This is a genomic window from Streptomyces sp. NBC_01003 (assembly GCF_045162695.1).
GTDB lineage: Bacteria > Actinomycetota > Actinomycetes > Streptomycetales > Streptomycetaceae > Streptomyces.
Window position 1 is genome coordinate 2263258 of record NZ_CP108707.1, and the last position, 21043, is coordinate 2284300.

Annotated in this window: 19 protein-coding genes and 2 pseudogenes; 9 read left to right on the forward strand and 12 right to left on the reverse strand. The window is 68.9% G+C overall.

Annotated elements, in window-relative coordinates; translation table 11 throughout:
• Nucleotides 1–118 precede the first annotated feature (118 nt).
• From OG698_RS10670 to OG698_RS10685, 4 genes are all read left to right on the forward strand, one after another.
• Nucleotides 119–913, forward strand: a complete 795-nt coding sequence (locus tag OG698_RS10670; RefSeq protein ID WP_406102853.1) for a TetR/AcrR family transcriptional regulator — start codon at nt 119–121, stop codon at nt 911–913.
• Between the two features lie 9 nt (nt 914–922).
• Entirely contained in the window at nt 923–2026 is a 1104-nt protein-coding gene (locus OG698_RS10675; RefSeq protein WP_406102854.1) for an integrase core domain-containing protein, read from the forward strand.
• Between the two features lie 288 nt (nt 2027–2314).
• Nucleotides 2315–2521 carry a hypothetical protein gene (locus OG698_RS10680; RefSeq protein WP_406102855.1) on the forward strand — a complete coding sequence of 69 codons (207 nt, stop codon included), beginning with the start codon at nt 2315–2317 and terminating at the stop codon, nt 2519–2521.
• Between the two features lie 621 nt (nt 2522–3142).
• Nucleotides 3143–4273 carry a site-2 protease family protein gene (locus OG698_RS10685; protein ID WP_406102856.1) on the forward strand — a complete coding sequence of 377 codons (1131 nt, stop codon included), beginning with the start codon at nt 3143–3145 and terminating at the stop codon, nt 4271–4273.
• Between the two features lie 199 nt (nt 4274–4472).
• Here the strand turns inward: OG698_RS10685 and OG698_RS10690 are convergent, their stop codons facing one another.
• Nucleotides 4473–4661 (reverse strand): hypothetical protein, encoded by a 189-nt coding sequence (locus OG698_RS10690; protein ID WP_406102857.1) that lies wholly within the window; start codon nt 4659–4661, stop codon nt 4473–4475.
• Between the two features lie 172 nt (nt 4662–4833).
• The gene (locus tag OG698_RS10695; protein ID WP_406102858.1) at nt 4834–5769 is read right to left on the reverse strand and encodes an AraC family transcriptional regulator; all 936 of its coding nucleotides are present in this window, start codon (nt 5767–5769) and stop codon (nt 4834–4836) included.
• A gap of 89 nt (nt 5770–5858) precedes the next feature.
• Here OG698_RS10695 and OG698_RS10700 point away from each other — a divergent pair, with 89 nt between their 5' ends.
• Together OG698_RS10700 and OG698_RS10705 are read left to right on the forward strand one after the other, a co-directional pair.
• Nucleotides 5859–6788, forward strand: a complete 930-nt coding sequence (locus tag OG698_RS10700; RefSeq protein WP_406102860.1) for an NADP-dependent oxidoreductase — start codon at nt 5859–5861, stop codon at nt 6786–6788.
• Between the two features lie 157 nt (nt 6789–6945).
• A pseudogene (locus OG698_RS10705) lies at nt 6946–8175 on the forward strand (IS1182 family transposase); the annotation flags it as partial.
• 537 nt (nt 8176–8712) lie between these two features.
• Here OG698_RS10705 and OG698_RS10710 read toward each other — a convergent pair.
• Nucleotides 8713–9099, reverse strand: a complete 387-nt coding sequence (locus OG698_RS10710) for a hypothetical protein (protein ID WP_406102861.1) — start codon at nt 9097–9099, stop codon at nt 8713–8715.
• A 28-nt stretch (nt 9100–9127) separates the two neighbouring features.
• The gene (locus tag OG698_RS10715) at nt 9128–9802 is read right to left on the reverse strand and encodes a TetR/AcrR family transcriptional regulator (RefSeq protein WP_406102863.1); all 675 of its coding nucleotides are present in this window, start codon (nt 9800–9802) and stop codon (nt 9128–9130) included.
• An 82-nt stretch (nt 9803–9884) separates the two neighbouring features.
• Here OG698_RS10715 and OG698_RS10720 point away from each other — a divergent pair, with 82 nt between their 5' ends.
• Nucleotides 9885–11318 (forward strand): FAD-binding oxidoreductase, encoded by a 1434-nt coding sequence (locus OG698_RS10720; RefSeq protein ID WP_406102865.1) that lies wholly within the window; start codon nt 9885–9887, stop codon nt 11316–11318.
• 8 nt (nt 11319–11326) lie between these two features.
• Here OG698_RS10720 and OG698_RS10725 read toward each other — a convergent pair whose 3' ends face one another.
• Nucleotides 11327–13684, reverse strand: coding sequence for a glycosyl hydrolase family 95 catalytic domain-containing protein (locus OG698_RS10725; protein ID WP_406102867.1), 2358 nt, complete (start codon nt 13682–13684; stop codon nt 11327–11329).
• Between the two features lie 752 nt (nt 13685–14436).
• On the opposite strand from OG698_RS10725, the gene OG698_RS10730 reads away from it, so the two are divergent.
• Together OG698_RS10730 and OG698_RS10735 are read left to right on the forward strand one after the other, a co-directional pair.
• A complete protein-coding gene (locus OG698_RS10730) occupies nt 14437–14661 on the forward strand; it encodes an ATP-binding cassette domain-containing protein (RefSeq protein ID WP_406110955.1) in 225 nt (74 codons plus the stop codon).
• Nucleotides 14662–14956: 295 nt separating this feature from the next.
• Nucleotides 14957–16049, forward strand: a pseudogene (locus OG698_RS10735) (integrase core domain-containing protein).
• Nucleotides 16050–16082: 33 nt separating this feature from the next.
• Here the strand turns inward: OG698_RS10735 and OG698_RS10740 are convergent.
• From OG698_RS10740 to OG698_RS10770, 7 genes are all read right to left on the reverse strand, one after another.
• Nucleotides 16083–16589 carry a GNAT family N-acetyltransferase gene (locus OG698_RS10740; protein ID WP_406102868.1) on the reverse strand — a complete coding sequence of 169 codons (507 nt, stop codon included), beginning with the start codon at nt 16587–16589 and terminating at the stop codon, nt 16083–16085.
• 324 nt (nt 16590–16913) lie between these two features.
• Nucleotides 16914–17723, reverse strand: a complete 810-nt coding sequence (locus OG698_RS10745) for an aminoglycoside phosphotransferase (RefSeq protein ID WP_406102869.1) — start codon at nt 17721–17723, stop codon at nt 16914–16916.
• 83 nt (nt 17724–17806) lie between these two features.
• Complete coding sequence (locus tag OG698_RS10750; RefSeq protein ID WP_406102870.1) at nt 17807–18019, reverse strand: hypothetical protein; 213 nt, start codon at nt 18017–18019, stop codon at nt 17807–17809.
• Nucleotides 18016–19113, reverse strand: coding sequence for a radical SAM protein (locus OG698_RS10755; protein ID WP_406110957.1), 1098 nt, complete (start codon nt 19111–19113; stop codon nt 18016–18018). The genes OG698_RS10750 and OG698_RS10755 overlap by 4 nt, the downstream gene beginning before the upstream one ends.
• A gap of 112 nt (nt 19114–19225) precedes the next feature.
• A complete protein-coding gene (locus OG698_RS10760; RefSeq protein ID WP_385190384.1) occupies nt 19226–19405 on the reverse strand; it encodes a hypothetical protein in 180 nt (59 codons plus the stop codon).
• A complete protein-coding gene (locus tag OG698_RS10765; protein ID WP_406102871.1) occupies nt 19402–19719 on the reverse strand; it encodes a DUF6415 family natural product biosynthesis protein in 318 nt (105 codons plus the stop codon). The genes OG698_RS10760 and OG698_RS10765 overlap by 4 nt, the downstream gene beginning before the upstream one ends.
• Nucleotides 19720–19826: 107 nt before the next feature.
• A complete protein-coding gene (locus OG698_RS10770) occupies nt 19827–21005 on the reverse strand; it encodes a helix-turn-helix domain-containing protein (RefSeq protein ID WP_406102872.1) in 1179 nt (392 codons plus the stop codon).
• Nucleotides 21006–21043: the final 38 nt, after the last annotated feature.

Here is a 21043-nt window from a genome sequence, read left to right on the forward strand (position 1 = left end):
TCCAGCTCGGCGGATTGACCCGCCCGGCGTGTTCGTTGAGGAGGAGTGAACGGCAGCGCAACAGCGCTGTCAACAGCATTGCGCCCTCTGGACAACGGATCGCTACACTGGTCGCACCATGCCGAAGTCACCCGCCACCACGGCGAAGTCGCCCGCCACCACGGCGAAGTCGCCCGCCACCACGGCCCGGAGCAGCAAACGCGCAGGCAGTCAGCTCACGCCCGACGCGATCATCGACGCGAGCCTGCGCATCGCCGCCCGCGGAAGCAAGGACGCCTTCACCGTCCGGCGCCTGGGCGAAGAGCTCGGCGCGGACCCGACCGCGATCTACCGGCACTTCCGCGACAAGGACGAGCTGCTGCTGTCGGTCGCCGACCGCACGCTCGGCGAGGCGCTCGACGCCATCCCCGAGGGGCTCGACTGGAAGGGCCGCATCCGGGCACTCGCCAACGCCTCCCTCGCCGTGGCCCTCAAATACCCGGTGGTGGGCTCCGCCATGGCGAGTCGGACCACGCGCCGGTCGAACGAGTTCCGGGTCGTCGAACTCATCCTCGGCGCCGTCCGGGAGGCCGGCCTGGAGGGCGCCGAGGCGGCAGTCCACTACCGAATGATCGGGGACACACTCCTCGCGTACGTGGGGCAGCAGGCCGCGTTCCTGCTGTTCGACGCAGACGCCCGCGCAGCCGACGACTCCGCATGGAGCCGCGAGTACCGGCTGGTCGACCCGAAGCACTTCCCGAACATCACCCGCCTCAGCGGCGAACTCGCCGAGGTGGCGGACGACCAGATCTTCGACGCCACGGTCGACGCCCTGATCTCGGCCATCGAACTGCGCGCCAAGGCTGTGGGTGCCGAATATTACGTCGGTGCAGTTCAGCCCCGCTATCGCGCCGACGACAGCGGTCGGCAATGATCACTGCTCATGCTCGTACGCCTGGCCTGCATTGCCGTCACTCACGCCTTCACCGCCCTGCGACTGATCCCTATGAGCGTCCACGACAAGGACGTCGAAATCCTCGCGTTGCGTCACCAGCTCGCCGTCCTGCAACGTCGACTCGGCAACCAGCGCCCCGGTTTTCAGGCGGCCGACCGCGCCTTCCTAGCCGCTCTCCTCGCCCCGCTGCCACAAGCCGCCCTGCGCCGACTGCGGCTCATCGTCTCCCCGGACACTGTCCTGCGCTGGCACCGCGACTTCATGAATAACCGTCACGTCCGTCTCAGCCGCAACCGGCGTCCCGGCCGCCCCCGCACAGTCACTTCCGTCCGCCGCCTCATACTCCGCCTCGCCGAGGAAAACCCCACCTGGGGCTACCGGCGCATCCACGGCGAACTCGCGCTCCTCGGCATCAAGCCGGCGCCCTCCACCGTCTGGGAAACCCTCAAGGCCGAAGGCGTCGATCCTGCGACCCAGCGCTCGAACGTCACCTGGGCCACCTTCCTGCACTCCCAGGCCGAGGCCATCCTCGCGATGGACTTCATCGAGACCGTCACCCTCAGCGGGGGGGAGCGTCAGTACATCCTCGCCGCCATCCACTACGCCCGCCGAGGTGTCCATGTGCTCGGCACCACCACGCATCCCACCCATGCCTGGGTCACCCAGGCAATCAAGAACCTGGTCATGGACCTCGAAGATGCCGGACAGCTCGCCGCCATCAAGTTCATGATCCGCGACCGCGACGCGAAATACCCCGCTGTCATCGACGAGATCCTCGGTCAGGCCGGGATCCGTATCGTGCTCACCGCCGTCCGCACGCCGCGCATGAACTCAATCATGGAACGCTGGGTTCGCAGCCTGCGCCGTGAACTCCTCGATCGCGCCCTGCTCTGGAACGAAGCCCACCTCCGGCGAGCGCTCCGCGAGTACGAGCAGCACTACAACCATCACCGCACCCACCGCACACTGCAGGCTGCCACGCCTCTCCACGCCGTCCCCGAACCGCTCGAACCAGTACAGATCGAGCGTCTTGGCATACGCCGACGCGACCGTCTCGGCGGCGTGCTCCACGAGTACCAACACGCTTCCTGACCTGCAAGGGCGTAATTATCGGCACGCACAAGGCCATGCAGACCGGGTCGACGGTGCGCTGTTCCCAGGACCGTTCCTCGCATGCGTCTGGCGCTGACTTCAGCGCGCCACTTCGACTGAAGGGCGCCGGGGGCCGTAGCGCGAGGCAGTCAATCGGAGTAATACCGGGCGAGGTTGATTCTTAGGTGGACGTCCGGCTTCGATGCCGAGTTGCGACTCTGTCCTGCAACACGGCGGTCCCAGTCTGGCGGGAGGTCGCTGATCGAGGACAGCAACAACACCTGAAACGTGTCGTCCCCGCCGACGCCGCACCTGGCGGAGTTCTCACGGCACGGCGTGGCATTGCGCGACGCGCCGGATGCCGCGGAAGCACCGTCTGCGTTGCTCGAGGAAAAGATCCAACTCATCGACACGCGCATGGCCGTGCTCGCCACCCTGCGAGCCGGCCTTGGGGTGCGCGTCGGCACCGGATGCCCGTTGCAGGCGACTGATTGAGAAACCCTCACTGATTGCACGAGAGGTGCGGGGTCCGTCGGACTGCGGAGGGCAGGCTGCATACGTGATCCCGTCCGCAGTCGCGCAGTTGGGAGCTCGCAGCGTGGGACTCTCCGGCATGGGGCTGCTCTACGCCGTCCAGCTCCAGCGTGCATCTGGGCTTGGACGGGGCGAGGTGCGGCTCGCGTATCCGGACTCGGAACGGGCGGGTGGGCTCTTCGGGAAGTTCGCCGGTCAGCAGGCTCGTCCCGGGGCCTTGCTCCGGCTGGCATGCGACCACCTTTCCGTTGACCAGGAGCTCGATCTCTCCGTTTCTTCCGGGCCCGACGTTCACGGTGATCGAGTGGTCACCCTTATCCAGGTGGAAGTGGTGGCTGTGCTCCATGACGCACCTCCCAGTGCTGGAGGTACGTCCAGCTCAGATCCGGTGCTCTCCTTGCCCGTACTTGCGCAGCGAGGTGATGAACGGAGTTCACGGAACCGAGAAGCGAGCGTCCCCCGGGGCCTCTCGCCGACCGCGGGGAGCGACAATGGTGGTGGGTGCCGTGCTGGTCGGTTTGCGGAGCGCAGGTTGCGAGATCCTGCCCAGTGGACCGGTTCCGGAGCCGGCAGGAGACGACGATGAACGGCTCGGTCCGTGTCGGACAGGTTGTCGGGATACCGCTGCGCATGCACTGGAGCGTGCCGGTGCTGGTGGTTGTGTTCGCGTACGGCCTCGGCCGCCAGACCCTCCCCGTATGGACTCCAGGGCGCTCGGATGCGGTGTACACCTTCGCCAGTGCCGTAGGCGCCGTACTGCTCATGGGCAGCCTGCTGCTCCATGAGACCGCGCACGCGGTGACTGCCCGCAGGAAGAAGATCGCGGTAGAGGATGTGACGCTGTGGGCGCTGGGCGGGATGACCCGGATGGGGCGCCCGCAGACCGCAGCGGTGGCTTTCGCCGTGGCCGTCAGCGGGCCGCTCACCAGCCTGGCCATCGGGGGCGCCGCGCTCGGCGCGGGAATCGGGCTGCACATGCTGCCGGGCTGGGCGGTGCCCGCAGCCGTTCTGGTGTGGCTGGGCTGGGCGAACCTGTTCCTGGGCGCGTTCAACCTGCTGCCCGCTGCGCCGCTCGACGGCGGACGGGTAGTGCAGGCGGCGTTGTGGTGGCACACCGGAGACCGGGAACGTGCGGATCGGGCGGCCTCCCGAAGCGGTCAGGTCGTAGGTGTGCTGCTGATGGTTGTCGGCTGGATAGGCCTCCTGCGCGGGGGGCCGGGCGGGCTGTGGCTCGTCTTCGTCGGCCTCTTCATCACGGTCGTCGCCGGGGCGGAACGGCAGCGCGCCGTGATCCACACGGCACTGAGGGGCGTGCGGGTGGACGGTGCCATGTCCAGCCCGGTGACCACTGGTGCCGACTGGCTGACCGCCCAGCGGTTCATCGACGAGGTGGCAGTGAAGTCCCGCCATTCAGCCGTGCCGCTGCTCGATTTCGAGGGCCGTCCCAGCGGGATCGTTCAGGTACGCAGGCTTGCCGGGATACCAGAAGCGCGCCGGGAGGATCTTCGTGTGTGCGAGGTGGCGATCCCGCTGTCTCAGTGCGCGGTTGCCGCTCCGAGTGATCTTCTGAGTGAGGCTCTCGACCGGCTCCGCCCGAGTACCGGCATGCGCATTCTCGTCGTGGACGACGGCCATCTGGTGGGGATCATCACCGCGAAGGACATCTCACGGCTGATGCGGCAGCACACTCTGCGGAGCCGAGGGTCCAATTGATGGATCCATGGAAGATGCCACACGCAAGTCGGCGCTATACGACGCCACGCTACGGCCTGTGCTCAGCGCACGACAGTGAGCGGCTATGGTCAGCGATCAGCATCGACCTCATCACCGACCCGGGTGATCCTCATGCACCGGTCACATTCCCCCTCGCCAAAACGAGCCGGTCCCCAGCGATGTGCTCAAGCGCGTGCTCTTAACTGCGCGATTTCGGCACGCCGTCGAAGAGTTCACTCTCCTCGATGCCAGCGGCGGCCTGGACGAGTACGTCTTCCAGGCGAGTGGTGGCCTGCAGTTCCGCGATGGCGGTGAACAGGGTGTGCGTGTGGGCGAGGATCTGGTGCACCGCGTTGCGGTGGTGGAGCGGCAGGTGGGTTCGGGGCATGGGTGGCGTTTCTTCCGGGAGGACGCAGGCAGTAGCCGGGCTTCGGCATGCGCTCGAGGGGTCCGGTGCCGACCTAGGAGCGTGTCTCAGTAACCGGCTACCCGCTGTCGGAGTGCATCCGGATGTACCCAGTCACGTACAGCTGAGCGTGCTCAGGATGCCTGCACTGGATTCAGCTCCGCCGTCTGAACGTGCCGGGGGCTGTCCCGTGCGTGCGCTTGAACGCGTTGGCGAAGGCGAACTCGGAGGCGTAGCCCACTTGGGCGGCGATGGATTTCAATGGTGCGTCCGATGCCCGCAGCAGGCGCGCGGCCGTGGTCATCCGCCACCAGGTCAGGTAGCTGAGGGGTGGTTGGCCGATCAGTGTGGCGAAGCGCCTGGCGAACGGTGCGCGGGAAAGCCCCGCTTCCGCGGCGAGTTTCGCCACTGTCCACGGTGCCGCCGGGGCCCGGTGGATGGCGTGGAGGGCGGCGGTGACCGGCGGGTCGTTGAGCGCGGCGGCCCAGCCGGTGGTGTTGCCCCGGGCGGGCTGTTCGTTGAACCATATGCGCAGGATGTACAGCAGCAGTGTGTCCAGGAGCGCGGGGACGGCCGCGTCCGTGCCAAGGCGCGGGTGCTCCAGTTCGGCGGCCAGTAGCTCTACGGCCGAGCGCAGTTCCGGGTGGCGATCCGGGTGCGCGGGGAGGTGGATCCGGTCAGGCAGGTCGCGCAGCAGCGGGTGGGTGCGGGACGGGTCGAGCTGGTAGGTCCCGCAGAGCACGACGGTGACCGGACCGCCGTCTCCGGTCCGGTCGACGCTGTCCGACGCGTAGGGCTCGGACAATCGGGGGTCGTCGGGGCCGCAGGCGGGGGCCGTCGCCAGGGTTTTGGGGCTGTCGGCCAGGGTGTGTCCACTGCCGTGAGGCAGGAACACCACGTCGCCCACGCCCAGCGGGACGGGCTCTGCGTCTGGAGGGAGTAGCCAGCAGGAGCCCTGCAGGATCACCTGAAAGCCCGCCGCCCCCGGTACGGAGGCGAACTCCTGCCCCCACGGGGCATGCCACCGCACGTGCGCCGACCGAGGCCGACCGGTCCGCATCACCGCGATGACGTCACTGAGCACATCCATGCGGTGAGACTACGCGGGCGAGACGTACGCATATGAACTGGGCACTCTGCCGCATGGATCGTCTTCGTGTGCGGTCGTAGATTCGCGGCATGAAGATGAAAACCGCACGTATCCACGACTACGGCGACGCGTCCGTGATCCGCTACGACGACGTTCCGCGCCCTCAGCCTGCATCAGGTGAAGTGCTCATCCGTGTCGCCGCGACCTCGTTCAACCCCACCGAGGCCGCATTGCGGGGCGGACTGCTGCGGGCGTTCTTTCCCTTGGACCTGCCCTACACGCTCGGCTGGGACGTCGCCGGCACTGTCGCCGAGATCGGCGCGGGTGCGGAAGGGTTCACCGTCGGCGACCGGGTCATCGGGCGGCTCGACAGCGCGGGTGCGGCCGCCGAGTATGTCCGGGCGCCCGTGGCCACGCTGGTCGCGGCTCCCGCCTCCGTCCCTCTCGCGAACGCTGCGGCCCTTCCCGTGGCCGGTCTCACGGCGTGGCAGGCGGTGTTCGAGCACGGGAAGGTAGCCGCCGGCCAGCGGGTACTGGTCAACGGTGCGGGCGGAGGCGTCGGTGGCTTCGTGACGCAGCTCGCCAAGTACGCGGGAGCCGAGGTGATCGCCACGGCCGGCGCCCGCAGCGCCGAGGCAGTCCGGCGGCAGGGGGCGGACCAAGTGATCGACTACACCGCCACGCCGGTGGTTGCCGCGCTCGACGGCCCGGTGGACACGCTGCTCAACCTGGTTCCGCTGAGCCCGCCGGACGCCGCGGTTCTGGCGCCGCTGGTGCGGCCGGGCGGGCGGATCGTCTCGATCGCCACCCCGATCGAGCCGCCTGCCGATGCCGGGGTGACTGCGATGCACATGGTCGCCCGCAATGACGTGGAGCATCTGGCGGCGCTGGTGGAGCTCATCGACGCGGGCGTGGTCGCCATCGACATCAGCGAGTCACGCCCACTGGCCGACCTCGGCGCCATCCACCGCCTCAGCGAGGCCGGCCGGATCCGAGGCAAGGTCATCATCGTTCCTTGAGCCGCCGACGGCCGGACCTTGCTTTCAGCCTCCACGCCCACTTCCCTGTGGGCACGCTCCCGCGTATCTGCTGAGCACTTTGGCGAGTACGCCGACACCCGGCTGCGTTTCGTGATCATTCGTGCGGGATGATGTTTGTATGCGTGGTGGGGATGGGCTGTTCGAGGTCGAGCCGGTCGAGAAGAGGCAGCCGCAGGTTCGTCCGGCGAGGGTGGATAAGCGGTTCCGGGCGTTCGACCCGTACCAGGTCCTGCTGCTGCCCCCGTCGCTGGACGACTGGCTGCCCCAGGACCATCTCGCCCGGTTCGTCGCCGACCTGGTGGACGAGGTGCTGGACCTGGGGCCGGCCCTGGCGGACTACACCGAGAAGCGTGGCTACCCTCCCTACGATCCGCGGCTGATGCTGCGCCTGCTGATCTACGGCTACACCACCCGGGTGCGCTCCTCGCGGGCGATCGAGCGCAAGTGCGCCGACGACATCGCGTTCCGATACCTGGCCGCCGACCAGGCCCCGGACTTCCGCTCCATCTCGCGGTTCCGCCGCCGCCACCTGGACGCCCTCGCCGACCTGTTCACCCAGTCCCTGCACCTGGCGACCAGGCTCGGCATGGTCAAGATGGGCCGCGTCGCCCTGGACGGCACGAAGCCGGAGGCCAACGCCTCCAAGCACAAGGCGATGAGCTACGGCCGCCTGATCACCATGGAAGAGCGCATCGAAGCCGAGATCGCCGACCTGGAGGCCATGGCCCAGACGCTGCTGGCCGACGCCGAGGTCACCGACACCGCCGAGGACCAGAGGTTCGGCATCGACGGCAAGGACACCGACCTGCCCGCCGAGCTCGACCGGCGCGAGAAGCGCCTGGCCAAGCTGCAGGCCGCCCGCGCCCAGATCGAGGCCGAAGCCGCCGACAAAGCACGCGAGCACGCCAAGGACAAGGAACGCCGCCGCCAGGAGCGCGCCGGCACCGGCGACGAGCAGGCCGTCACCGACGCCGGGCACAAGGCCGCCGCGAAAGCGCGCCCCAAGCCCAAGGCTCAGGCCAACTTCACCGATCCCGACTCGCGGATCATGAAGAACAGCGACGGCGCCTACATCCAGGCCTACGACGCCCAGGCCGTCGTCGACGCCGAACACCAGGTCATCACCGCCGCCGACGTGACTTGCAACGCCTCCGACGCGCTGAACTACACCACCATGCTCAACCAGTCCGCCCAGAACACCGGCGTCCACTCCAGGCAGGCCCTCGTCGACGCCGGCTACTGCTCCGAGACCAACCTTCAGGCCGCGAAGGATCGTCAACTTTCCTACGGAACCGACACGTTCATGGCCACCGGGCGCCTGGCCCACGGCGAACAGGTCCCGCCCGCACCGCGCGGGCGCATCCCCATCCCCTGGCGCCAGGCCTCCACCCCCCTGCTTGGTCTGGAACGCGCGCACTCCGGCGCCCTGGGTCTCACGGCACTGGGACGCCCTCAACCCGGACGTCAGGTCCTGCTTCGAGACCGCGTCGACGTACACACCGGACGATCTGGCCGCGGCCGAAGCCGTCCTGCGCGAGGCCCGTGCTCGCGTCGACGACCTGCTCGGCGATCAGATCCTGATCCTGCCCTCGGCGTCCTCGGTGGCCCCCACCCGCGCGGAGGCAACCCTCGGCGGGCCGGTCATCGAACAGACCAGGGCCCAGACCTTCCGACTCACCTGCCTCGCGGGCTTGTCCGGCTGCTGCGCCGTCAGCATCCCCGTCCGCAGCCGCACCGCCCCGGTGGGCCTGTGTCTGGTGGGCCCCCGCGCGGCAGCGACCGGCACCTGCTGGATCTCGCGGTCCATGTGGCCTCTGAGGTGGGCGTCACCCCTTCGCTGCGCTGACGTTCACAACACACCCCTTCCCACCAGGCTCCGCTCCAGGCGGCGCGGCCCTTACTCCTACGCCGGCGCCGCCTCGCTCGTCGTGACGGTGCTGGCCAGTGGGCCCAGGCGCGGGCTGGAGATGCGTACCACGTCGCCCTCGTGGTGGGTGAAGACTTCGCCGGGGGGCGTCCCGGTCCTGCGTCGGTGCGAACCGTACGCCCGCGAACAGGACGAAGCCGTCCGGGTGTTGGTGGTGGTCATCGTGCACGAACGCCACCAGGTCAAGGACGTCCCGGCTGATCCGCCACATCGAGCTGCTGCCGTGCAGGACGAGGCGAGGATGCCGATCCACGCGCCGGTCCCGGCCACCGAGCGAACCGGGGCCTTGGTGAGCACCTCGGGGTCAGGGCGGATGCCGAAATCCAGGTACTGAGACCACAGGCCGTCGGCCAGCAAGCGCACGCGCAGTGGTTGATGCAGGGGGCGTCCGTCACAGACCGTGCGCGGTCCGGAAGAACTGGTCGATCTCGCGGCGGCCGGGCCCCGGGAGAGACAGTTCCTCCGCCCCCGGGGCCCGTAGTCCGTCGAGGAGTACGCCGAGGAAACGGTCGGCCAGGTCCGCGGTGGCGGTGTCGTCCGGCTCGGCGGGAAGGCGCGGCGGAATCGAGTTGAGCATCAGGACGATGTCGAAGGCGTTCACATCGTCACGCAGCACCCCGGCGCGCTGGGTGGCAGTCACCAACTCCTGTAGTGCGTCCAGGAGTTCGGTACGGATCGCGACCAGCTCGGGCCCCGACTCCGTGGCACGCCCCCGAGACACCGGGAAGAGCTGACTGCTGCGCAGCCCCACCATGTGGCGCACCACCCGGGTGAACGCGCCCCAGGAGCCCGGCTCCGCGGCCAGGGCGCGGCGCACCTGGGCCAGGCTCTCCTGCATCACATGGATCGCGATGCGCTCCACCAGGACGGCCTTGTTCGGGAAGTGCCGGTAGATGGTCCCCATGCCCAGGCCGGAGCGGCGGGCGACCTCCGCGATCGACGCCTTGTAGCCGAGGTCGGCGAAGACGTCCTGAGCGACCTGGAGGATCTGCTCCAGGTTCTGGCGGGCGTCGGCACGCAAGGGGCGGCCGTCGGCAGGGGTGGGTGGGGGTGTCGATGAGTTCATTTGCCTCCGATGCTAGCCTCCGTGACCGTAAACGGAAATTGAATTTCCGGTTAGCTCTTGCACGGCTCCTCAGGAGGCCCCCATGACCATGTCGGCCACACCCGACGTCCACTCCGGCTTCGCCGACTTCCCGGCCGGCTTCCGCGGCACGCTGCTGCGGCCGGACAGCGACCGCTACGACGCGGCTCGCGCGCTGTATCAGGGCCGCGCCGCCGACCGGGGCCCCACACTGATCGCCCAGTGCGTCGACGCGGACGATGTGGCGACCGTCCTGCGCTACGCCTCCGCCCACGGCATCCCGGTGGCCGTGCGCGGCGGCGGGCACGGCTCCGACGGCTATGCGATGCCCGCAGGCGCCCTGGTCGTCGATCTGTCCTCGATGAAGGCGATCACCGTCGACCCGTCGACGCGGGTGGTGCGGGCCGAACCGGGCGTACTGCTCGGCGAGTTGGACGCCGCCGCCCAGCGGCACGGCCTGACCGTGCCCGCCGGCACCGTCACCTCCACCGGCATCGCCGGACTCACCCTCGGCGGTGGCATCGGCCACCTGATGCGCCGCTACGGCGCCACCGTCGACAATCTGCTGGCCTGCGAACTGGTCACTGTGGACGGCCGCACGGTCCGTGCCGACGAGACCGACAACCCCGAACTCTTCTGGGCGCTGCGCGGCGGTGGCGGCAACTTCGGTGTCGTCACCGCCTTCGAGTACCGCGCGCACCCGGTGGGCCCCGACGTGGTGGCCGGGCAGCTGATCTTCCCGATCGAGCAGGCCGCCGACGTGCTCGCCGGACTGCCCGCGGTGATGGCCGCCGCCCCGCGCGAGCTGGGCCTGCTCGCCGCCGTCGCCCCGGCCCCCGCGCTGCCGTCCCTGCCCGTGCAGGCCCACGGCCGGCCGGTGCTTGTCCTCGTCCCGGTGCACAGCGGCGAGGTCGCCACCGCCCGCCGCGACATCGACCCGCTCGCTGCGCTCGGCCGCCCGGTGGCGGACCTGGTCGCCCCCATGCCCTGGCTGCGGGCGAACAGCATGCTCGACGCCGTCGCGCCCTACGGCAAGCGCATGAACCTGCGCGGTGGCTACCTGCCGGCGCTCGACACCGACGCGATCACCACCGTGCTGGCGAGCGCCGCCGCCGCACCCGCGCACCCCGGCGCCACCACCATCAACCTCTGGTGCATGGGCGGCGCCATCTCCGAGGACACGGCCGAGGACGCCATGGCCTTCTCCCGTGAGGGCGCCGCCTGGCTGTGGGAGGCTGTCAGCATGTGGGACACCTCCGAGCACGACGCTCTGTACGAGCAGTGTGCGACGGCGATGGCCGAGGCGATGCGCCCTCACTCACTGACGAACGGCTACACCAACCTCACCGACGACCAGGGCCCTCGGTGGCGCCGGACCGTTCACGGCAGTGAGGCCAAGCACCGGCGACTGCGCGCCGTCAAGGCCGCCTGGGACCCCGAGAACCTGCTCCGCTTCAACAAGAACATCACTCCCGAGCCCGCCGCGCCGGTGCACTGACTCCGCGTTCAGTCCGGCAGTCCCCAGGGGCGCCGCGCCGACAGTGCGGGCACGTCCCGCGGTGCGGGACCCGTGATCCTCTTGCCGGCAGGGGTCACCAACACCACGGCGCCCTTCGGGAGTTGGATCACAGCGCGCCCGACACCCGTCGTGCGGTACGGCAAACGTCGCCCCTGCTCGTCCCGTACGTCGATGTCCCCGCTGATCCCGTGCTCCAGGTCGAGCGGCGCGCCGGCCTCGCTGTGCACCCGTACCCATCGGGTGGCGCCGTCGGCCCGGTCGGCATCGATGAGGAAGGCGCCCTGGGTGCGCAGGCCCTGGACACTGGCGTCGGGCCAGCTCGCTGACACACCCGGGAAGACCCGCACCGGCCCGGAGTGGCTCTGGATCATCATGTCGAGCACGGACTGGCCTGCGGTGAGCGGGGATTCGACGGCGAGGTTGCCGCCCTCGACGTACATGGTGTTCTCGGTCATCCGGGAGTTGCGGAACGCGTTGCCGTCGGTGAAGTACGTCAGCAGGTCGAGGGCCTGCTCGGGACGGCCGATCCGGGCGGCCATCGAGGACGCGGCGGCGAAGCTGTAACCCGCCCACTGCGTACGGTCCTTGACCCAGTGGTCGAAGGTGGTGTCAATCAGGGCACGGTCTGCGGGGCGCGCGTGGTCGTACTCGGCGAGCGGAAAGAGCCAGAGCATGTGCGAGAAGTGCCGGTGCGACTCGGTGAGCGGCTTGTTCGCGCCGACCATCACCCCGGTCGCGTCCTGCGGGTAGGGAGTGAGCCGGTCCAGGATCTCCTGCCAGCGGGCCGCCTTGGGGTGCGTCGTGCGCAGCAGCTTCAGGCACTGCAGGAGAGTGGTGCAGCCCCAGCGCACCAGGGACAGGTCGTAGGTGCAGTCCTCGGCGTCGGCCCACTCCGGTGAGCGGGTCAGCGGCAGATGCAGGGCGCCGTCTGAACCCTCGTACAGGAAGTGGTCGTAGAAGTTCACCGCGCGGGTGAGGATCGGGTAGAGCACGTCGCGGACGATCGCCAGGTCCATGGAGTGGCGGTAGCTGAGCCAGATGTTGTGCAGCGCCCACAGCAGGTTGCCGGTGTTGTCGGTCTTGGAGGCGGTGCCGGGGACGCCGACCGTCTTGCCGCCGGTGCGCAGCATCCAGTCCGAGGGGTGCGCGAGGGCGTAGGTATCGCCGTCACGGTACTCCGCGGGGACGGAGGTGGGGAGTTCCGCCTCGAAGGCCTTGAACGTCGAGGTGACGGAGTCGAGTTCGGGATGGTTGGAGCCCTGCAGCAGCCAGCTGGCGATCTGCACGTTCAGGTTCCACCAGACGGCGGTCCAGCTGCCGCCGGTCTCCGGATACCACGGCCCCCACTCGGACAGGGACGGCCCATTCGCGCGGGTGGCGCTGGCGAGCTTGTACAGCTGAATCCAGTAGAAGTCCTGGATTCGCTTGTCGGGCACGGAGACGAAGCTGCGGCGGTAGTAGCGGTGCCACCAGGATCGGTGTTCGCTCAGCAGGCCCGTGATGGAGGCGGCGAGGGTGCGGTCGACCGCGGCGAGGGCGAGGCGCGTGGTGCCGCTCAGCTCCTCCGGGTGCCGGTAGACGACATGGGCAGCCAGCACCCGGCGGGTGCCGTCGCGGCGCTCGCGCCAGGCCGTGGTCCAGCCGCCGCCCGCTATCAGCGGCTGCTCGACATAGGAGGTGCCCTCGGCAGTGCCGGTCGCGGGGTCCGGGTTGCCCACGTAGTCGGCGGGCTTGTCCTTTGTGCGCGACGTGGTGGCGTGCATCCAGGTGAAGGACCAGGCCGCGTCCTCTTCCCCCGGGCTCGGCTCGGTGAACGCCACCAGCGCGTCACGGGAGTTGTGCACCAGGATGCTGAACGCGACGCTGCCCCGGACCGTCGTGATGGTGCCGCGCAGTTCGGCGTCGTACAGGTCGAGGGTCCAGTCGACGGCGGTGATCTCGCCGGAGAGGCTGAGGGTGAGACAGCCGATCGGCAGCCGGGAGTAGCCGATGGCCGCACGCCACTGCCCGCGCTGGTCCTGCACCTTGGTGTGGCTGAGCATCACCTGGAGGGTGTTCGCGGCGGCGCCCTTGGAGACGACGGCGCCCAGCAGCCCGTTGCCGAGCAGTGCGCCGTCCTTCCAGTCGGCGGGCAGCGTGCGCCAACGCAACGAGGCGTCGCGCGCGACCCGTTCATGGGGCGAGACATCGGTGGAATGCGCGCTCGCCCCCACGGTGGCGGCAGAAGCGGCCCAGGCGGAGGCGGTCTGCGGGAGAAGCGTGGCTGCGCCCACTCCGGTGGCCAGAGTGAGAGCGGTCCGCCGGGAGGGGCGGGAGGGTGCGGCCGAGATGTGTCTCTCGTTCATATAAGTGACTCCCATACTCGGAGGTGAACCCGCGTCCCGGGAATGATGCAGTCAACACCCCTTAGCCACAAGGGGTCTTGAAGCGAGAGATCCGATCTTTTCGCGCGGCCACGGACGGGAGGCCGCCGTCCTTGCAGTCCGGCGCGGTCTGATCGACCAGACGTAGCAGCGCGCCCCACTCGAGGGCGCAGGCGTCATGGTTCTCGCAGTCGGAGGCCGCGTCCCGCGCGCACGAGGCGGCGCCGCGGCTTACCGTGAGGTGCCGACGGCGTTGCGTCGGCACCCGGCACACGTGGGTGTGAGCCCCAGCTACGAGGTCCTGCCAGACACACCGCAGGCCCTGCGTCTCGCACGTCTGGCACTGGCGGGGCTTCGGGCCGTGGCCCGTTTCAGGCTGCCCGCCCCGACCCTCCAGCCAGGCAGGAACCGGCAGCGCGTTGCCCACCACCACCCACTCCGCGTCCGTCATGCCCGACGGACACCTGCGCACCCCGTTCGGACGGTCGGCCGCATTCCCGAACCGGTGCGCGAGGCAATCACACGACGGAACAGTCGAGTTGAACTCCAGTACGGCAAAAGCGGGAAGCGCCTGCCCACAGTCGACGATCTCTACGACCCCAGTCTGCTGCCGGAGGCGTCATGAACAGCGGCGCTATCAGCACGGGAGTTGAGACGACGGCGATGAACCCGGCCCCACTCAACCAGTCATCAAGGTCCAGGACGTCAGCTTCGGCTACGGCGAGAAGACCATCATCAACCGCGTCAGTTTCGAGGCGCAGGAAGGAGAATTCCTCTCCCTCATCGGCCCGTTCGGCTGCGGAAAGAGCACACTGCCGGCGATGATGGACGGCGTTCTCACCCCGGACTCGGGCTCGTTCTCGTCGAGGGCAACATCCCCCACACCGGGGTGGGTTCCCGCGCCACGGTGTTCCAGGGCTTCGCGCTCATGGCGTGGGAGTCCGTCCTGCACAACGTGACGCTGGGGCTGCGCTACAAGCGGCCCGAGCTGAACCGAAAGCAGCGTGCGGAAATCGGTCTAGAGTACCTGGAGAAGGTCGGGCTCTGCGGGTGCCGATAAATCATCCACGCAGGTCACGGCCTTGATTACCTATCGGCGAGCCGCGCACACCGACCTTTGATTGTCTTCCCGCGGACCAATGCGGACGGCATCATGATCTCTCGTGCTACTGCGCCTGTGCGCCTGTGCGCCTGCCGAAAATGTCGTCCATGCAGCTCAGGCGCCTGTTCGGTGATACGGCAGGATAAGCACTCGTGTTGCTTCGTCTCGCCTATCTGACCGTCACCAACCTGTGCGCCGCGCTGCGGTTGCTGCCGATGAGCGACCGCGACAAGGACGCGGAGATTCTCGCTCTGCGCCACCAGCTCACCGTCCTTGAACGGCAGCTCGGTACGGACCGGGTGAGACTCGCACCGGAGGACCCGGCGTTGCTTGCCGCTCTCCTAGTGCCGCTGCCCCGTCAGGTCCTACGCCGGTTACGGCTACTGGTACGACCTGACACCGTGCTGCGATGGCCGCGATCTGATGAAGCGGCGCCATGCCCGCATGTGCCGGCCGAAGAGGCCGGGCCGACCGCCCACAGTCCGCTCAATTCGCGCGCTGATTCTCCGCCTGGTCCGAGAGAACCCGGCCTGGGGCTATCGCAGGGTGCACGGCGAACTCGCCACCCTCGGCATCCAAGTCGCCGCCTCCACCGTCTGGGAAATCCTCACGGCCGAGGGCATCGACCCCGCACCCGACCGGACCGCCACCACCTGGGGCGACTTCCTTGGCTCACAGGCCGACGCCCTCCTGGCCTGCGACTTCATCAAGACCGTCACCCTAACCGGCAGACGCCAGTACAACCTCGCGGTCATCGAGCACGCCACCCGCCGCGTCCGAATCCTCGGCGCCACCGCGCACCCCACCGCGGCCTGAGTCGCCCAGGCCGCCCGCAACCAGGCCATGGACCTGGCGGACACTAACGCCACCGTCACCTGCCTGATCCGGGACCGGGACGCGAAGTACCCCGCCCTCTTCGACGAGACACTGAGCGACGTCGGCATCCGGGTCGTCCTCACCGGCGTCCGGATACCGCGCATGAACGCCATCAATGAACGCTGGGTCCAGACCTGCCGCCACAAACTCCTGGACCGCACCCTCATCCGGAACGAGCACCACCTACGCCACGCGCTCCGCCAGTTCGAGTTGCACTACAACCTCCACCGGCCTCACCAAGCGATGCATCAGGCAACACCCCTGCGTGCCGTCCCCGAACCGCTCCCCCCTGCACAGATCTCCCACCTCGACGTACGCCGAAAAGACCGCCTCGGCGGAGTCCTCCACGAATACCAACATGCCGCCTGAACTGCGTGGATGGACTTGTCGGCAGTCGCAGTGTCACAGTGCCCGGCGCATGCAGGCCCTCGGCCACCGGTCCAGGCCATGTGCCGCTTCGCGCTCGCGGATCTTCCACAGACCAGGAGTAAGGCTGCTGTCGTGCATGAGTTGGAAACCGCAGCGTGCGTAGTAGGGGGCGTTCCACGGGACCTGGGTGAACGTGGTGAGGGTCAGGGCGGGTACCCCCGTGCTTGTGGCGTGGGCCGCCAGATGATCCAGCAGCAACCGGCCGATACCGCGACGCGAGCTGTCCGGGTGCACCGAGACCTGCTCGACATGGAGGTTGCCGTCGACGCGGTCGGCGATCAGGTAGGCGGCCGGCGCGTCGGCGTCGCTGGCCACGACCCAGGCCAGCCCGGCGTGGTGGTAGCGGGCGAGCTCACCGAGCGGGAGTGGCTCGTCGTCGGCGATCTCCGGCATGCCAATGTCCCGGAAGCACTGCCCGGCGGCCCTCTCGATGTCCTGGAGGAGGGGCAGTTCGTCCAGGCGCACGGCTCGGATACGCATGGACGCATTTTCCACAGCCCGCCGGATGGCGCCACCGATTAATCGTCCCGTGACGACGTCCACCGACGGTGGCTGCGCGGCGCAGGCCCGCGTCGACAGGCCCGCGCGGTGCTCAAGCCGGATGCCGACGCCTCTCACATCACAACAGGGCGAACGTTGCCTGATGCGGCACTAGACACGTGCCAGCCCTCGCCCCGAGTCCTCGCCGCCCGGCGGGCCGTCGGCGAGCGCATCCGAGCCACACGCATCCACGCGAGCCCGATCCTCGACAGCCTGATCCGCATGCCGACGCGCTTGGCGTCCCGCTTCGCGACCTCGTCTGACCTACCGTCGCGCGGACAGGTGGTCGGCGAGCAGGGCAGCGTGGCGAGCCATCCCCTGCTTCCACTCGGTCGGCGACTGCTCGGAGATCTCGCGCCACAGTGCGGCCGTGGCCATCCCGAATGCTGCGAGCGCTCCGGGCTCGGCGTTGTGCCACGACGGGAACCGGTCGGCGAAGCTGAGCGCTTCTTCAATCGAGTGGCCGGCGTCCATGAGCCTCAGCGCAAGCGCCCCTGGATCGATCCAGGCGGCGCCACGCGTCGGCCACGCCCAGTCGACGAGGCGGGCCCGGCCGCCGGTGATCAGGATGTTGTCAGGGGCGAAGTCGGTGTGGAGCAGCGCCCCGCCGGCGAAGTAGTGCAGCGTTCCGGGCGGCGCATAGTTCTTCCACCGGTCCGCGGCCTCCTTGATGTCGACGTCGGCTGGCGCGCGCACGGCCTGGAGCTCGGCGAGCGCGGCCTGGACGAGTGGGAGGTCCAGGGATCCGGGCGCGTAGTCGGCATGGCGCCCGTCGACGACCTCATATCCGAGCAGGCTCCACCCCGCGGCCTCCAGTTGCCAGAACAGGCGGGGGCAGGAGGCGGGCAGGTGCGGGGCAATGGCGGCCTCGCGGCGCTGCGCGTCGACCTGATGGTGGTCGACGGGGATGCCCTTGACGAACACCGGACCGGAGTCCGTGTCGAGGACGGAGGCGATGCCGGAGTTCATGCCGCCGGACACTGTCACGGCCTGATGCACGGCGCCGGTCTTGTCGGCGACGGCCCGGCGGGTGTCGGCGGGGAGCTGCTCGAAGGCGATGCGGGGGATGGGCACGCGCTGATCCTCGGAGAATGGGGGGATGATGCCGCCCCGGCCAGAGTACGGGCCAGGGCGGCACGGTGGTGCAGGGTGCGGTTCTAGTAGGGCTGGTCGTCGCCGGCCGAGCAGGAGCACCTAGCGCCCTCGGCGGCCACGTCGAGATCGGCGATGATCTGGAACTCATCCGGGCGGATCGGCGTCGCGGTCAGCGGGAGCGGCGGGGTAGCGGTCGCGTGCGCGGGCGGCCGGGTGCTGATGGTGAGCATCACGGGCTCGCGCGGCGGGGCGATAGTGGCGGTGGGCGGTGTCATGATCCGTAACCTCCGTGTTGGCAGTAGAGCTCTCGTCGATCCCCCGCCTCCTGGTAGAGCTTGGCCAGCGGTCGGCACGTTCGGCACGTGCCGACCTTTGTGCAGCCGGAGCAGCCACCGGTGCGGAGCTGTAGGGACTCGGCGATCTGGCCGAGCCGAGGGAGGGTAGCCAGACCCTCGGTGATCAGGTTCACGCTCGGGTCGCGGCCGACCTTGCAGATCGACGCGATGCCGTGCGGGTTGACGTGGAAGAAGGTGTGGCCCGCGTTGCAGCCGGTGAAGACGCTGCGCGGAGTGATGTGGCTCTCGGCCTGTATGGCGAGGGGGTTGGCCTCGCCGTCGATCGTCGGCGACATGTTCGTGAAGACCTGGTGCGGGAATCCGTACCGCTTGCACAGGGCGACCATGTCGTCGACCTCGTGGGCGTTGTCGTCCGAGACGATGACGTTCAGGCGGACAGGAAGTGCGTCTTCGTGGGCGGCGTCCAGGCCCTTGATGAACCGGCCGAACGCACCGCGGTTCCGGGTGACCTTGTCGTAGGTTTCTGCGGTCGCCCCGTACACGCTGAGGGTGAGCCGGTAGGGGCGGTGCCGGGCGAACAGCTCACGGATCGGAGCTTTCCGTAGGGACGAGCCGTTCGAGGAGACCTGCACCATCATGCCCAGCTTGTGGGCGTACTCGTAGGCCGCGCCGAACTCTCGGTCGATGAGGGCCTCGCCGCCCGTGATCTGTAGCCACAGGATGCCGGCGTCGCGCATCGTGCGGAGCAGTTGTTGTTTGCCCTCCCAGTCGAGGCCCTCGAACCGCTTCTCTCCGAGATAGCAGAACTCGCAGTCGTAGTCGCAGCCGAGATTGATCTCCCAGGATGCTTTCGCGTACCCGTACCGGGAGCGCTCGCGGACGAGGAGGTCCGCAGTCAGGGGCCGGTCCAGAGTCAGCCCCCATGCCTGGCGGGCGGCGTCGTGCAGCCAGACCGGGGCGGCGTCCAGCCCGGTGAGGGCGCGTAGCTCGTTGTAGCGGGCCTCAGGGATGCGGACGCCGCAGGGATGACCGAGGTGCAGGAGGAGGTAGTCACTGAGGAACGGGCTGGCGATCAGTCGGTGCACGAGCGTTCCTTCCGCGGAGGGGCGGTGCGGGTAGATGGGATGGGGAGGAGGTCCGCCGGACGGGGCGAGCGGACCTCCAGCTCGGTAGGGCAGTTCGGGGTCAGCGGCGAACGCTGCACTGAGTGCGCCTCACGTAGCGGGCCTTTTCGACGCACGTCTCATGGAGTTCGACCGTGAGGCCGCCCGCCGATGGCGAGTCCTTCATGAAGGACTTGACCTTCTGGTTCGCCGTAAGGGGCTGGTCGCAGTACCAGCAGAAGCGCACACCCTCGACGCTCATGCCTCACCGCCGGCGAACTGGTGGAGGCCCCACAGCGCACATCCGAGGGCGCTCACCGTGAGGGACGCCGCGAGTGGGCTCGGGCTCAGGCCCTCACCCATGACCGCCTCGGCCTCGTCGACCGCCCGCTCTCGCGACGCGCGCTCGGGCCCGGGCGCCGCGTGCTCAACCTGCGCGGCCACGACTGGAGTCAGCTCCTGAATCACCTGCCGTGCCGCCGCGTACAGGTACCGCAGCCGCTCGGGGCTGGGGTAGTCGCGTGGTGCGGACAGCGCCGCCTCGATCACCTCACAGATCGTGGGTGCTGGCAGCACGGTTCCTCTGGGACTGCTCATTCTCGGCCCCCGCCGTCGTCGCGGATTCGCTGTGTGACCAGCGTCGCGATTGGCGAGGGGCCTAACTGTCACTCTTCAGTGACAACTCACAGGCCGACCCATGCCGCCATGTGCCCGAGGGTGTCGGGAGTTTTGCGTTGTTGGTGGACGAGCCCTTGGATCGTCTCGCGGGCAGCGGGGTGATAGCGGGTCTGCTGTGGCGCAGCCTCCCGCGCCCGGACCAGGGATTTCAGCGCGGCCTCACATCGTCCGATCTCCATCTCGGAACGGGCTCGGTCGATGTAGAAGTGCGCCCGGCGGGACGTCGCCCACGTGTTGGGCATCTTCACCTTGCGGGCTTTCTCGACGGCCTGCCCGTACTGGCGGAGCTCGCCCAGCGCGGACACTTCATGGATCGCGACGTTCGCGGGCCCGAAGGATAGCCAGTGCACTTCGGACGCGTCCCCGGTCCGCTTGGCGATCCGTCGAGCCTCGGCGAGATGCGTATCCACCAGCCCGGCGTCACGTGCCCTGGCGGCGATCACCGTGGCTCCCAGATGGAGCTGTCCGGCCACGGCGAGGCACTCGGTGCTCTCGTCGGCCTGGCCCAGAACTTGATGGCCGGCGGCGACCAGGCGCAAGCCGATGGTGTGCTCGCCCTCGCGGAAGTAGACGAGGCCCCGCATGTACTGGCGGACGGCGGCCAGAAGGGGATCGGACGCGCGCTGTGCAGCCCAGTCCATGCGGTCGAGGGCGATGGTGGACAGATCGTAGAACCCCAGCTTGACGGCAACGTCGTGGGCGCTGCGGTACGCAGAGGCGAGGGCGCGCCACAGTTCGGTGCTGGGGGCGCGGTAAACAGCGGTCGTCAGTTCGGTGATCAGCCGAGGCAGGCCCTTTGCAGCGGCGGTGAGCTTGGCTGCCCGGACATGCTGGCACAACAGGTCACCGCCGACAGTGAGTTCGTCCGCCGAGCGGGGCGTGACGTCGGGGTCGGCGCCGAGATCGTACAGGTCGAGTGACTCGCGGATGGGACGGATCAGCTCAGCGAGGCGATCCTGTTGCAGCTCGGTCATGTACGGCTGTCCGGTCAGGGCTGTGACGTCAATGTGCAGTGCCCTGGCGCATGCCGCGATGAAGTCGGGGGACGCTGGCTTGTGGCCGCCCTCGACTTGGTGGAGCAGGCTGTAGGAGAAGCCGATCACGTCGGCGAATCCGCGCTGCGTATATCCGCCGAGCTTGCGGGCTTCCGCGATGCGGGCACCTGCGTGGTCGTCTCTGGGCATACTGGAACTCCGTTCCTGACTCACCACCTGGAACGGTA

Bases quoted from the DNA above. Each gene is read 5' to 3' on its own strand.
- OG698_RS10670 (WP_406102853.1), top strand. From the start codon at position 119: ATGCCGAAGTCACCCGCCACCACGGCGAAGTCGCCCGCCACCACGGCG.
- OG698_RS10675 (WP_406102854.1), top strand. From the start codon at position 923: ATGCTCGTACGCCTGGCCTGCATTGCCGTCACTCACGCCTTCACCGCC.
- OG698_RS10685 (WP_406102856.1), top strand. From the start codon at position 3,143: ATGAACGGCTCGGTCCGTGTCGGACAGGTTGTCGGGATACCGCTGCGC.
- OG698_RS10690 (WP_406102857.1), bottom strand. From the start codon at position 4,661: ATGCCCCGAACCCACCTGCCGCTCCACCACCGCAACGCGGTGCACCAG.
- OG698_RS10695 (WP_406102858.1), bottom strand. From the start codon at position 5,769: ATGGATGTGCTCAGTGACGTCATCGCGGTGATGCGGACCGGTCGGCCT.
- OG698_RS10700 (WP_406102860.1), top strand. From the start codon at position 5,859: ATGAAGATGAAAACCGCACGTATCCACGACTACGGCGACGCGTCCGTG.
- OG698_RS10715 (WP_406102863.1), bottom strand. From the start codon at position 9,802: ATGAACTCATCGACACCCCCACCCACCCCTGCCGACGGCCGCCCCTTG.
- OG698_RS10720 (WP_406102865.1), top strand. From the start codon at position 9,885: ATGACCATGTCGGCCACACCCGACGTCCACTCCGGCTTCGCCGACTTC.
- OG698_RS10725 (WP_406102867.1), bottom strand. From the start codon at position 13,684: ATGAACGAGAGACACATCTCGGCCGCACCCTCCCGCCCCTCCCGGCGG.
- OG698_RS10740 (WP_406102868.1), bottom strand. From the start codon at position 16,589: ATGCGTATCCGAGCCGTGCGCCTGGACGAACTGCCCCTCCTCCAGGAC.
- OG698_RS10750 (WP_406102870.1), bottom strand. From the start codon at position 18,019: ATGACACCGCCCACCGCCACTATCGCCCCGCCGCGCGAGCCCGTGATG.
- OG698_RS10760 (WP_385190384.1), bottom strand. From the start codon at position 19,405: ATGAGCGTCGAGGGTGTGCGCTTCTGCTGGTACTGCGACCAGCCCCTT.
- OG698_RS10770 (WP_406102872.1), bottom strand. From the start codon at position 21,005: ATGCCCAGAGACGACCACGCAGGTGCCCGCATCGCGGAAGCCCGCAAG.